Origin of the sequence: Pedobacter sp. MC2016-15 (assembly GCF_026239695.1) — a bacterium.
Lineage (GTDB): Bacteria > Bacteroidota > Bacteroidia > Sphingobacteriales > Sphingobacteriaceae > Pedobacter.
The window spans coordinates 674,024-686,676 of the sequence record NZ_JAPIVS010000002.1 but is presented as its reverse complement, the minus strand read 5'-3'; the positions used below and the strand labels follow the sequence as shown (position 1 = coordinate 686,676).

Below are 12,653 nucleotides of genomic sequence, written 5' to 3'. Positions count from 1 at the left end.
AAATACTAGAAATTTACAGTTGCACCTAAAGAGATGGTACGGCTAAAGTTGTAGTTATTACCTACTGTACCATTGAATGATGTAGATGCACCCATACCTCTTCTTGCAGATGCCGTGGCAAGATTATCACCACTTACGTAAATGCTGGCGCGGTCGGCACCAATTTTCTGCATCCAGGTTTTTGGCAAATTGTAATTCAAAGTGACGTTGTTGATCTGGAAGTAAGATCCATTGGTTAACCAGCGTGTACTTCCCCCAGCCTGATTCGCAGTCTGGCTGTTATCTAATCTTGGAACGTCAGTGATATCTCCAGGGTTTTTCCAGGCATCCAGGGCGTCAACGTGCATCGCCGTACCATATGTTCCACCATGCATCAAGCCTGCATAAGCACTGTCATACACTTTTCCACCTGTCTGGAAAGAAAAGTTCACATTCAGTGTGAAGTTTTTATATCCCACAGAGTGTAACATGGAACCTGTCAGATCCGGGATAGCAGTATCACCGGTATAGCGGTAGTTAGCTTCGCCAATTACGTTTGTCACAGTATCTGTACCAATCACCCTTGTATTGGCAGTGATTGCATTTGTTTTATATAACGCACGTCCGTTGTCAGGGTCTACACCATAGAACTCACGCAGGTAGTAATCATATACAGAGTGTCCAACGCTCAGTCCTTTTGTTCCACTTTGAATCAGAGGCTGGCCGTCAGGCATTTTTGTAACCTGATTTTTTAAGTGGGTTAAGTTTAATGTAGCCGAGTAAGTAAAATTCCTTGATTTCACAATCTGACCGGTTACAGATAGCTCCACACCTTTATTGTAAACAGATCCAATGTTGGTAGCCACTTCAAAGTTTCCATCGCCAGGTGTTCCACCTACTGAAAGCGGACTCTGTACGTTAAAAATCAAACCATCAGTTGTTCTTTTAAAATATTCGATACTACCACTCAAACGGCCATTTAACAAACTGTAGTCAACACCGGCATCAAAGTTTTTAGAAGTTTCCCAGGTCAGGTTTTGATTTCCAAGTGATTGCTGAATGATACCTGCTGCGGTTTGGTTATTAATACCCAGCTGATATAAAGCCTGATAAGGGAAGTAGTCAGTATTATTATCACTGTTGAGTACACCATCGTTACCCAAAACACCATAAGAAGCACGTAATTTCAACTGGTCAACCCAGTCAGCCTTAAAGAATGACTCACGGTTCAGGTTCCAACCCGCACCAACAGACCAGAAATTTTCCCATCTTACAGAACGACCAAACTTAGAGTTACCGTCTCTTCTTAAACTTCCGCTCAAGAGATACTTGCCATCAAAGTCATAACTCAAACGTGATAAGTAACTATCAATTCGCGCATTACGCTCGTATGAATTGGTACCTAAAATTGTAGAGAAGTTAGTCAGTTCAGTGATACCCTGAACAATTTGACCACTGCGGCTGCCAGATAAGTAGTTGTATTTAAAATTATAGTTCTCATGACCTCCGATAATATTGAAATTATGCTTTCCAATATGTTTTGTATAGTCAAGGATTTGTGAAAGAGTAACAGTAGTGGTACGGAATGAATACTGGTATGATCTTCCACTTGGTGCACCATCACCCACCTGAGTATTGTCATATTCACGCTGTTGTGTATCCTGGAAATCGAATGCAACGTTGGCTGTACCAGTCAGTCCCGGAAGGATATTTACAGTAGCATAGGTTCTTCCATTCAAGGCACCTCTTGCCGTATTTTGTGTGTCGTTCAGGTTTTCATAAATCACGTTTCTACCTGAAGCAAAAGGACGTAATGCACCAATATCATATTGTGACTGACCATTAGCATCCAGGATTAATGCACCCGTTGTCGCATCGCGCAGGTGTACCGGATAGATAGGGCCTATAAACCTCGAAATATAAAAAGGATTGATGATTGCAGTCTGGCTATTTGCATCTACATTGGCGAACATTGCCTGGGTATAGTTACCTGCAATATTGAAACCTGTGTTAAACCATTTCGTAGGCTTGGTATTTACATTGATCCTACCATTATAACGTTTTAGGTTTGATGCAATCAAATATCCTTTCTCATTGGTATAACCCAAAGAGGTATAATAGTCACTCTTGTCGGTACCACCCGAATAGGTTAATGAATAATTTTGTCTGCTTTTGCCACCCTGCGCAGCCTGATCTGACCAGTCAAGGTCATCACCATATTTAAGACTGGCATTTGGATTTAATACGCCGTTGACATCAACTATTTCATTATCACCCACATTAAATGGATTGTAGCCTAACAATGTTTTGATACCTGAATAGTTCGCATTATTGTATCTTGTGGTTATACCTGATGCAATGCTGTTAGCAACGTCACGTGGAATAGCAAGACTACCGTACTGTAGGGTATTTCTATAGGTTTCCCACATTTTAGGATAATACTCCTGAGCAGTCAGACGCTCATATTCAGGCAAACCTCTGCTGATTACACCGGCACTGGCTTTGAATTGCAAATTGTCTTTACCCTTGCGGCCTTTTTTTGTAGTAATCATTACGACACCATTACCAGCCCTTGATCCATAAAGAGCCGCTGTAGCCGCATCTTTCAATAGTGAGATTGAAGCAACATCTTCCGGGTCAATGTTAGCGATATTGCCGTCATAAACTGCACCATCAACCACATAAAGAGCGTCATTTGAAGCGTTTACTGAACCAAAACCTCTGATTCTGATCGAAGGTGAGGAACCAGGTGCCCCGCTAGCTGTTGAAGCCTGGATACCAGGAGCAGATCCAGCGATGGCGCTCAATACGTTCGTAATAGGACGTTTTTCAAATTCAGCACTGCCAATTTGCGCTGTTGAACCCGTAAAAGTCTGCTTATTTACTTTACCGAAGGGAACAGTAACAAGAACCTCATTCAGCTGATTTTCATTTGGAACAATAGTTACATTGACTGTACTTCTTGATCCTGCTGATACTTCCTGAGTAGTAAAGCCAATATATGTAAATACCAAAACAGCACTATTGCCATTTGTTACTTTAATTGAATAATTACCATTGGAAGAAGTTTGTGTACCGATTGTAGTACCTTTTAATTTTATTCCTACACTAGGAATTGGTAATCCGTCATCTTTAGATATAACGGTACCAGTAATGGTTCTTTCCTGAGCCCATGCAGTCACTGCAACAAACATCAAGACGAACAAACTTTGTAAAAGTTTACGCATGTTGTGGGGTTTTAGATAAATAGTTAATAATCGAACCCCTAATTTATATTTCCAGAGGATTAAAACATACTGTTTTAACAAGAATTAGGGAAAATTAACTGCTTTTCTGAGATATTATTGTCCAATAGATAATAATTATTGTTTTTTGTAAAATAATCAAAACAATTTACCAGGGACATCTGTATACAAGCAGCATTTCCATCCAAAATTCTGCAAAACAGCACAAAAAAAAGAGGGCAACCATTACGGTTGCCCTCTTTTTAATTTGTATCAGAAATGAAACTTATTTCGTTTCGTCTTTTACTTCTTCGAAATCTACATCAGTAACGTTATCGCCACCTTGTGCTGCAGATTCTCCTGCCGGCTGACCTGCAGCTCCTTCAGGAGCGCCGTCCTGACCTGCTTTGTACATTTCTTCAGATGCAGCATTCCATGCAGCCTGAAGCTCTTCCTGAGCAGCATCGATATCAGCAAAGTTTCTTGCTGCGTGTGCAGCCTGTAATTTTGCCAGACCAGCTTCAATTGGTGCTTTTTTATCAGCTGAAAGTTTCTCACCGAATTCTTTCAATTGTTTCTCAGTAGAGAAGATCAATGCATCAGCACTGTTGATTTTATCAGCTTCTTCTTTAGCTACTTTATCAGCATCTGCATTTGCTTCAGCTTCTTCTTTCATCCTTTTGATTTCTTCATCAGTTAAACCAGATGAAGCCTCGATACGGATTTTTTGCTCTTTACCAGTAGCTTTATCTTTTGCACTTACATGCAGGATACCGTTAGCATCAATATCAAATGCAACTTCTACTTGTGGAACACCACGTGGCGCTGGTGGAATACCATCCAGGATGAAACGGCCAATTGTACGGTTCTGAGCAGCCATTGGACGCTCTCCCTGTAAAATGTGGATCTCAACTGAAGGCTGATTATCAGCAGCTGTAGAGAAAGTTTCAGCTTTCTTAGAAGGAATAGTAGTGTTTGATTCGATCAGTTTTGTCATCACGCCACCCATAGTCTCGATACCTAATGAAAGAGGAGTAACATCTAATAACAATACATCTTTAACCTCACCAGTTAATACACCACCCTGGATTGCAGCACCGATAGCTACTACCTCATCAGGGTTAACACCTTTAGAAGGCTCTTTACCGAAGAAAGCTTTTACAGCATCCTGGATTGCAGGGATACGTGTAGAACCACCTACTAAGATAATCTCATCGATATCTGATGTTTTTAAACCAGCATTTTTCAATGCAGATTTACAAGGCTCGATTGTGCGTTTGATCAGATCAGCAGCCAGTTGCTCAAATTTAGCACGGCTTAAAGTTCTAACCAAGTGTTTCGGACCACTTGCATCAGCTGTAATATATGGAAGGTTAACTTCAGTTGAAGTTGAGCTTGACAATTCAATTTTAGCTTTCTCAGCAGCTTCTTTCAAACGTTGTAATGCCATTGGATCCTGTGCAAGGTCCATACCATTTTCGTTTTTAAATTCTGCTGCTAACCAGTCAATAATAATGTGGTCAAAGTCGTCACCACCTAAGTGAGTATCACCATCAGTAGATTTTACTTCAAATACACCATCACCTAATTCTAATACAGAAACGTCATGTGTACCACCACCGCAGTCAAACACAACAATTTTCATGTCTTTGTGTGCTTTATCAAGACCGTAAGCCAAAGCTGCTGCTGTAGGCTCGTTGATAATACGTTTAACATTCAAACCAGCGATTTCACCAGCTTCTTTTGTAGCCTGACGTTGTGCATCATTGAAGTAGGCAGGAACAGTAATAACTGCTTCAGTAACCTCATGACCCAAAAAGTCTTCCGCAGTTTTTTTCATTTTTTGCAAGATCATTGCAGAAATTTCCTGTGGAGTGTATTTACGGTCGTCGATTTCAACTCTTGGTGTGTTGTTATCTCCCTTAACTACGTTGTAAGGAACACGGCCAGCTTCTTTAGAAACCTCAGCAAAGCTGCTGCCCATAAAGCGCTTAATCGAATAAATTGTTTTTGTTGGGTTAGTGATCGCCTGACGTTTCGCAGAATCACCTACTTTACGCTCACCATTCTCTGCAAATGCAACAATGGATGGCGTTGTACGTTTACCCTCACTGTTGGCTATAACTACAGGTTCGTTACCTTCCATTACGGCTACGCAAGAGTTTGTTGTTCCTAAGTCTATACCAATAATTTTTGACATGCTATTTATCTTGTTTATGTGATGAATTCTAATTTTCTAATTCTGTTTAACAAGCAATGTGCCAATCGGCATTTGGCAGGTAAACAGGCTGGTATTTTATAATTTTTGCTAAAATGTATTAAAAACGATTTACAATTCTGACAGGTTGTCATAAATCGGCTTTTGCTTTGGCAATAAACCTGTTAAAGACCAAGCAGTCTTTCAAGATGATGATAACCAATGCCAAAATAGCTCTTTGTATCTTTAATTTTCGTCGAAATATCGTCGTGCTTTATCTTAGTCCCTTTAACTTTTGAGCCGGTGATCAACACATTTTTCGGTGTATTCGCCTCTGATATAAATTCAAAAACTTTGGTCTTATATCCAAAGTACTCGAGGATCAGTGCCCGGATACCGTCAGTAACCATCACAGCCTGCCTCTCCAGGAAGATACCATGTCTGGTGATAAATCCAAGGTCATTCTCAGCCTTTCCTTTTTCCATTTCCCTGCGGATTTGTTTATGGCAGCAGGGCGCAACAACAATCAGCTCAGCTCCCGCGCTGATACCTTTGGCAATGGCGTCATCAGTAGCAGTATCACAGGCATGCAGCGCGATGAGTAAGTCGATACCTTCTTCCTGATAATCTTCAATAGTTCCCTGTACAAAGCTTAAGCCTGTAAAACCAGACTCGTCTGCAATCCTGTTACACAGATCCACCATGTCCTGCCTGTACTCCACTCCTCTCACACTTACCTCCATCTTTAACACATTAACCAGGTAATCATACAAAGCGAAAGTGAGGTAACCTTTGCCGGAACCCATATCTACAACTTTCTTCAACTTTCCCGCAGGCAGCTCTCTGATCAGCGGATCAAGCAAGGCTACGTACTGATTAATCTGCTTATACTTATCCTGTGCATTTTTAAAGACGATACCATTCTTATCCGTAATTCTCAGTGCCGTCAGATAGGGTTTCTGCAACGATGCAATGAGTCGTGCTTTTTCCTTATCATGGCTCAGCGGTAACTGATCCTGCATGGTCGCTTTGTTCATATTAAGAGAATAGCCCTTTGATGGATGAGATAAAAGAACAATGTCGTTGTCAACCGTAAAGCAGGTACAGTTCCGGAAACCACTCTCAAGATAATCGAAAACCAGACGGAGCCCTTCCTGGGGCGCATAGTTCTTAACGATATCCTTTGTTTTATACCTGTAGGTAAAAGCGAGCATCGGCATCCGTTTGATCAGCACTTTCCGGACATATATATTCTTGAGTTCAGGCTCCTCACCCATGTAGTTACCAAGGGTAATTTTGATGAAAGTATCATTGGTAACACTCTCCGATACGAGCGTCTTAAACTGTTCAATTTTTTCAGACTCTGACATGATATCAAAATTAGGCTAAACTATTTATGCATAAAAAAATGCCTTTCCGTTTTACAGAAAGGCATCTTTATTCCGGAGAATGGAAAATTATTCTCCTTTGTTATCTTTTGCTTCTTCAGCAGCCGGAGCTTCTGGAGTTGCTTCTTCTGTAGCCGGAGCTTCTTCAGCAACTGGTGCTTCTTCAGCAGCAGCTTCAGCTTTCGCTGCAGGTGCGTCAGATTTTTTAGCTTTAGTTCTGCCACGACGGGTAGTTTTCTTCTCAGCAGCTTCAGTATCTACACCATAAACTTCGTTGTAATCAACCAGTTCGATTAACGCCATCTCAGCGTTATCACCTAAACGATTGTTTAATTTGATAATTCTGGTATAACCACCCGGACGGTTAGCTACTTTAGCAGCTACGTCACGGAACAATTCAGTAACTGAATCTTTGTCCTGTAAGTAACTAAATACAATACGACGTGAGTGTGTAGTATCGTTTTTAGATTTAGTGATCAAAGGCTCAACATACATACGTAAAGATTTAGCTTTAGCTAATGTTGTAGAGATCCTTTTGTGTTTGATCAGTGATGAGGCCATGTTAGCCAACATCGCTTTACGATGGGAGTCAGTTCTGCCTAAGTGGTTGTTTTTTTTACCGTGTCTCATTTTTATTTTATTGAGTGCATACCGTCTCTTCTGAATTAAAGAGGGAATTATGCACTATTAACAATTTGTGATTTGTTATGCTTACTCTTCTTCCAGTTTGTATTTACCTAAGTTCATGCCGAAAGACAATTGTTTAGATTTTACAAGCTCCTGGATTTCAGTAAGTGATTTCTTACCAAAGTTTCTGAATTTTAACATGTCAGCTACATCATAAGAAACAAGATCAGCCAGTGTGCGGATATCGGCTGCTTTTAAGCAGTTTAAAGCACGAACTGAAAGATCAAGATCAACTAATTCAGTTTTAAGGATTTTACGCATATGCAGGATTTCCTCATCCACTTCTTTAGTTTCTTCTTTTGCCTGAGATTCAAGAACCAGGTTCTCGTCAGAGAATAACATGAAATGCTGAATCAAAATTTTGGCTGCTTCTTTCAAAGCTTCTTCAGGATGGATAGATCCATCTGTAGCGATTTCCAAAATTAATTTTTCATAATCTGTTTTTTGTTCAACACGATAGTTTTCAATCGTGTATTTTACATTTTTCATTGGGGTAAAGATCGAATCGATAGCAATTACACCAACAACAGCATCATTAATTTTATTTTCTTCAGCCGGAACATAACCACGTCCTTTATTGATAGTCAATTCTACCTCTAAAGTAACTGATTTCTCCATGTTACAGATCACGAAGTCTGGATTAAGCACTTCGAAATTGTTAGAGAATTTAGTGATGTCACCTGCTAGAAACTGATCCTGGCCATTAACTACAATAAAAACTTTTTCAGAGTCACCTGAATCACCAGCTTTTTTGAAACGAACTTGTTTCAGGTTCAGGATAATTTCAGTTAAATCTTCTACAACACCTTTCATTGTAGAAAACTCATGTGATACACCAGAAAAACGAATACTTGTAATGGCATAACCTTCCAGGGAAGAAAGAAGTATTCTTCTTAAGGCATTACCAATTGTTACACCGAAACCGGGTTCTAAGGGACGAAATTCAAATATACCATCGAAATCCGTTGATTTCTGCATGATGACCTTATCGGGTTTCTGAAATGCTAAAATTGCCATTTATAATGTTTTTAGATCGTTATGAATATTTTGTAACGCAAAAAATTTAGCTGCCCGCGAAGGCAGCTAATTAAATATATGATTACTTCGAGTAAAGCTCGATGATTAAGTTTTCTTTGATGTTCTCAGGAATCTCATCACGATTTGGATAAGCTAAAAACTTTCCGCTTAACTCAGATGCATTCCAGTCTAACCAATTGAATTTATTGATTACTCTGCCTGCTACTGAATTAGTGATGCTTTCCAAAGTTTTAGATTTCTCACGTACTGCTACAACATCACCTGCTTTTAATTGGTAAGAAGGAATGTTTACTACTTCACCGTTCACTGTTACGTGTTTATGGCTAACTAACTGGCGTGCAGCTGAACGTGTAGTCGCAATACCTAATCTATAAACTGTGTTATCTAAACGGGCTTCCAATAACTGTAATAAGTTATCACCTGTGATACCCTGACGGGAAGATGCTTTTGTAAACAAGTTACGGAACTGACGCTCTAATACACCATAAGTATATTTCACTTTTTGTTTTTCCATTAACTGTACTGAATACTCAGATTGTTTACCTCTTCTTTTAGACGCACCGTGCTGTCCTGGGGGATAGTTTTTTCTGTCTAGTACTTTATCAGGGCCGAAAATTGGCTCTCTGAATTTACGCGCGATTTTGGACTTTGGTCCTGTATATCTTGCCATTGCTTTTTGTTTTAAAGTATCATGCAACCTGAAGCTGCAGACTCTTAGCTTTAAAAATTAATAAATTAAACTCTTCTCTTCTTAGGAGGACGACATCCGTTGTGCGGAAGCGGCGTAATATCTTTGATCGAAGTTACTTCGATACCAGAGATCTGTAATGTTCTGATAGCAGACTCACGACCTGATCCAGGACCTTTAACAAAAACCTCTACTTTACGCAGACCTAAATCAAATGCTACTTTACCGCAATCACTTGCAGCCTGACCTGCAGCATATGGAGTGTTCTTTTTAGAACCCTTGAAGCCCATTTTACCTGCTGAAGACCATGAAATAGTTTGACCATTGTTGTTTGTTAAGGTAACAATGATATTATTAAAAGTCGCATTGATATGTGCCTGACCAACCGGTTCAATAACAACAATACGCTTTTTGGTTACTTTTTTACTCTTAGCCATAATTATTATCCGTTACTAATTTTATTTAGTAGCTTTTTTCTTGTTAGCAACTGTTTTTCTCTTGCCCTTACGTGTACGAGAATTGTTTTTAGTGCGCTGACCGCGAACTGGTAAACCTTTTCTGTGACGTAAACCACGGTAACAACCGATGTCCATTAAACGTTTGATGTTTAACTGAACCTCAGAACGTAAAGCACCTTCTACTTTCACGCCGTCGTTAATGATGGTACGAATTGCTGATAACTCATCATCAGACCAATCCTGTACTTTTTTGCTAAAATCGATACCTGCCTCAGTTAATATACGCTGAGCAGTTGATCTGCCTACACCGAAGATGTAAGTTAGTCCGATTTCGCCTCTTTTGTTTCTTGGTAAATCTATACCTGATATCCTTGCCATATTTGTACTAAATGTTGATTATTTGACGACAGATTGAGTAACCTGTACATTCAATCTAATCATACTGCAATAATTTATTATCCCTGACGCTGCTTGAACTTCGGATTTTTCTTGTTAATTACGTAAAGCTTGCCTTTACGACGAATAATCTTGCAATCAGCACTGCGTTTTTTAATTGATGACCTAACTTTCATTTTATTTATATCTATAAGTAATCCTGCCCTTTGATAAATCGTAAGGCGACATCTCTAATTTAACTTTGTCCCCAGGTAATATCTTAATGTAATGCATCCTCATTTTACCTGAGATATGAGCGATAATTTCATGTCCGTTCTCCAGTTCAACTCTGAACATGGCATTGGATAATGCTTCTCTTATTACACCGTCTTGTTCAATCGAGGCTTGTTTAGCCATATAATCTTGATTTTTACTTAATTAGCTGCTATTAAACAGGGTTGCAAATTTAAGAAAAATATTTAATTATTTACCTTTTTTCTTTTAAAACTTCTTCAATCAAAGAAAAGGTTGATAAAACATCTGCTTTCCCCTTTTTTATTGCAACAGTGTGTTCAAAATGTGCCGAAGGCTGACTGTCTCTGCTTGTTACTGTCCAGCCATCAGACCAAAACTCTATATTAGCTGTACCGGCATTGATCATCGGTTCAATGGCAATGACCATCCCCTCCTCTAACTTCATACCTGTACCCCGTCTACCGTAGTTAGGGACCTCTGGCTTTTCGTGCAGCTGAACGCCGACACCATGACCAACAAGCTCTCTCACCACACCGAAACCATTCTGCTCTGCGAAAGACTGTACTGCGAAGCCCACATCTCCGAGACGGGAACCAACAACAGCTTTATCAATAGCTCGCTTCAGACATTCCTGAGTAACGTCAACCAACTTCTGACGGTCAGCGCTGATTTCCCCTATAGAGAACGTGTAAGCCGAGTCACCAAAGAAATTGTTCTTGATCACACCACAATCAACGGAGATCAGATCTCCTTCCTGAATCACATAATCACTGGGAAAGCCATGAACAACCTGCTCATTAGGCGATATACAAAGTGAATAGGGAAACCCGTTGTAGTTTAGAAATGCCGGTATCGCTCCGTGATCTTTTATGTAAGTCTCCGCAAGTTTGTTCAGCTGCATTGTGGTTACCCCAGGGCCGATGATCTTTGCCACTTCTGCAAGTGTTTCAGATACAAGCATGGAACTAATTCTAATGAGCTCAACCTCCTCCGGAGACTTATAATAGATCTTAGACATTCATATTAAATTACCGCACTGCTGCCGCTTGTATTTGCAGCGGGAACACCAGTACGACCTGTAACTCTTCCGGTTTTCATTAATCCGTCATAGTGACGCATTAACAGATAACTTTCAATCTGTTGTAAAGTATCTAATACCACACCTACTAAAATCAGCAGGGAGGTACCTCCATAAAAATGGGCGAACTCTGATTTAATACCGAACTTAACGGCCAGTGAAGGAAGGATGGCAATGATCGCTAAGAATACAGAACCTGGAAAGGTGATCTTAGAAATTACATCGTCAATAAATGAAGAGGTATCCAGACCTGGTTTTAAACCCGGGATGAAACCACCATTTTTCTTCATATCATCAGACATCTGTACGGGATTAACTGTAATCGCAGTATAGAAGAATGTAAATGCAATAATTAAAAATGCGAAGGTTAAACTGTAAGCCAGTGATGTTGGATCACTGAACTGGATTAACCATGTATTTTGTAAAGTAGGGAAAAACTGTGTAAGTGTTGTTGGAATGAACATCAATGCCTGGGCAAAGATGATTGGCATTACACCAGCAGCATTCACTTTCAATGGGATGTATTGTCTAACCCCACCAAACTGTCTGTTACCAACGATACGTTTTGCATATTGTACAGGCACTTTACGTACACCCTGTACGATAAGGATCGTAAACATCACCACGGCGAACAAAGCAACGATTTCGAGTACAAGTGCAATTAAGCCCCCGTCTACAATAACCCTTGAAGTGATCTCCTGATAAAGAGCCATCGGAAGACGTGCGATGATACCAACCATGATGATCAGTGATACACCGTTTCCAATACCTTTATCGGTAATTTTCTCACCCAACCACATTACAAATAATGTACCTGCCGACAAAACGAATGTTGAAAGAACGAAGAATAAAGTAGGATCAATCAGAATAGCTTCCTTAGGAACCTGAGTTTTCACATATCCTACAGCCTGAACAGCTGTAATCACTACCGTCAGGTATCTTGTGATCTGATTGAGTTTATTCCTGCCGCTCTCTCCTTCTTTCTGCATTTTCTGGAAGGAAGGCACAGCAATACCTAATAACTGAACTACAATTGATGCAGAAATATATGGCATAACCCCCAGTGCAAGGATCGATACACGGGAAAATGATCCCCCGGCAAACATATCCAGCAGACCCAAGATTCCAGATTTCTGATTATCGCCTAGGGCTGTTGCATCAACGCCTGGTAAAACAACGTGAGAAACGAACCTATAGACCAAAAGAATTACGAGCGTAAATACTATACGCTCTCTTAATTCCTGAATTTTCCAAATATTACTTAAAGTAGTAAACAGCTTCTTCAT

At 40.0% G+C, this 12,653-nt stretch carries 12 protein-coding genes; all 12 read right to left on the bottom strand.

What is annotated here, in order from left to right; genetic code table 11:
- Positions 1-5: 5 nt before the first annotated feature.
- The gene (locus tag OQY15_RS07785) at positions 6-3,206 is read right to left on the bottom strand and encodes a SusC/RagA family TonB-linked outer membrane protein (protein WP_265789819.1); all 3,201 of its coding nucleotides are present in this window, start codon (positions 3,204-3,206) and stop codon (positions 6-8) included.
- 283 nt (positions 3,207-3,489) lie between these two features.
- Positions 3,490-5,403, bottom strand: a complete 1,914-nt coding sequence (gene dnaK / locus OQY15_RS07780) for a molecular chaperone DnaK (protein WP_265789817.1) — start codon at positions 5,401-5,403, stop codon at positions 3,490-3,492.
- 182 nt (positions 5,404-5,585) lie between these two features.
- Positions 5,586-6,770: an SAM-dependent methyltransferase gene (locus OQY15_RS07775; RefSeq protein ID WP_265789815.1), complete on the bottom strand. Its 1,185-nt coding sequence runs from the start codon at positions 6,768-6,770 to the stop codon at positions 5,586-5,588.
- Between the two features lie 87 nt (positions 6,771-6,857).
- On the bottom strand, positions 6,858-7,418 hold the full coding sequence (gene rplQ, locus OQY15_RS07770; protein WP_265789813.1) for a 50S ribosomal protein L17: 561 nt from the start codon (positions 7,416-7,418) through the stop codon (positions 6,858-6,860).
- 81 nt (positions 7,419-7,499) lie between these two features.
- On the bottom strand, positions 7,500-8,492 hold the full coding sequence (locus OQY15_RS07765) for a DNA-directed RNA polymerase subunit alpha (RefSeq protein WP_265789811.1): 993 nt from the start codon (positions 8,490-8,492) through the stop codon (positions 7,500-7,502).
- A gap of 82 nt (positions 8,493-8,574) precedes the next feature.
- Entirely contained in the window at positions 8,575-9,183 is a 609-nt protein-coding gene (gene rpsD, locus OQY15_RS07760; protein WP_265789809.1) for a 30S ribosomal protein S4, read from the bottom strand.
- Positions 9,184-9,248: 65 nt separating this feature from the next.
- Positions 9,249-9,638: a 30S ribosomal protein S11 gene (gene rpsK, locus OQY15_RS07755; protein ID WP_041878538.1), complete on the bottom strand. Its 390-nt coding sequence runs from the start codon at positions 9,636-9,638 to the stop codon at positions 9,249-9,251.
- 21 nt (positions 9,639-9,659) lie between these two features.
- Positions 9,660-10,037, bottom strand: coding sequence for a 30S ribosomal protein S13 (gene rpsM / locus OQY15_RS07750; RefSeq protein ID WP_090555277.1), 378 nt, complete (start codon positions 10,035-10,037; stop codon positions 9,660-9,662).
- 77 nt (positions 10,038-10,114) lie between these two features.
- A complete protein-coding gene (gene ykgO, locus OQY15_RS22400) occupies positions 10,115-10,231 on the bottom strand; it encodes a type B 50S ribosomal protein L36 (RefSeq protein ID WP_082434884.1) in 117 nt (38 codons plus the stop codon).
- A gap of 1 nt (position 10,232) precedes the next feature.
- Entirely contained in the window at positions 10,233-10,451 is a 219-nt protein-coding gene (gene infA / locus OQY15_RS07740; protein ID WP_008244555.1) for a translation initiation factor IF-1, read from the bottom strand.
- Positions 10,452-10,521: 70 nt separating this feature from the next.
- Positions 10,522-11,307 (bottom strand): type I methionyl aminopeptidase, encoded by a 786-nt coding sequence (map, locus tag OQY15_RS07735; protein ID WP_265789786.1) that lies wholly within the window; start codon positions 11,305-11,307, stop codon positions 10,522-10,524.
- 5 nt (positions 11,308-11,312) lie between these two features.
- Positions 11,313-12,653 (bottom strand): preprotein translocase subunit SecY, encoded by a 1,341-nt coding sequence (gene secY / locus OQY15_RS07730; protein ID WP_265789783.1) that lies wholly within the window; start codon positions 12,651-12,653, stop codon positions 11,313-11,315.

Excerpts from the sequence above, each read along its gene's own strand:
- OQY15_RS07785 (WP_265789819.1), bottom strand. The coding sequence starts at position 3,206 with ATGCGTAAACTTTTACAAAGTTTGTTCGTCTTGATGTTTGTTGCAGTG.
- dnaK (WP_265789817.1), bottom strand. The coding sequence starts at position 5,403 with ATGTCAAAAATTATTGGTATAGACTTAGGAACAACAAACTCTTGCGTA.
- OQY15_RS07775 (WP_265789815.1), bottom strand. The coding sequence starts at position 6,770 with ATGTCAGAGTCTGAAAAAATTGAACAGTTTAAGACGCTCGTATCGGAG.
- rplQ (WP_265789813.1), bottom strand. The coding sequence starts at position 7,418 with ATGAGACACGGTAAAAAAAACAACCACTTAGGCAGAACTGACTCCCAT.
- OQY15_RS07765 (WP_265789811.1), bottom strand. The coding sequence starts at position 8,492 with ATGGCAATTTTAGCATTTCAGAAACCCGATAAGGTCATCATGCAGAAA.
- rpsD (WP_265789809.1), bottom strand. The coding sequence starts at position 9,183 with ATGGCAAGATATACAGGACCAAAGTCCAAAATCGCGCGTAAATTCAGA.
- rpsK (WP_041878538.1), bottom strand. The coding sequence starts at position 9,638 with ATGGCTAAGAGTAAAAAAGTAACCAAAAAGCGTATTGTTGTTATTGAA.
- rpsM (WP_090555277.1), bottom strand. The coding sequence starts at position 10,037 with ATGGCAAGGATATCAGGTATAGATTTACCAAGAAACAAAAGAGGCGAA.
- ykgO (WP_082434884.1), bottom strand. The coding sequence starts at position 10,231 with ATGAAAGTTAGGTCATCAATTAAAAAACGCAGTGCTGATTGCAAGATT.
- infA (WP_008244555.1), bottom strand. The coding sequence starts at position 10,451 with ATGGCTAAACAAGCCTCGATTGAACAAGACGGTGTAATAAGAGAAGCA.
- map (WP_265789786.1), bottom strand. The coding sequence starts at position 11,307 with ATGTCTAAGATCTATTATAAGTCTCCGGAGGAGGTTGAGCTCATTAGA.
- secY (WP_265789783.1), bottom strand. The coding sequence starts at position 12,653 with ATGAAGAAGCTGTTTACTACTTTAAGTAATATTTGGAAAATTCAGGAA.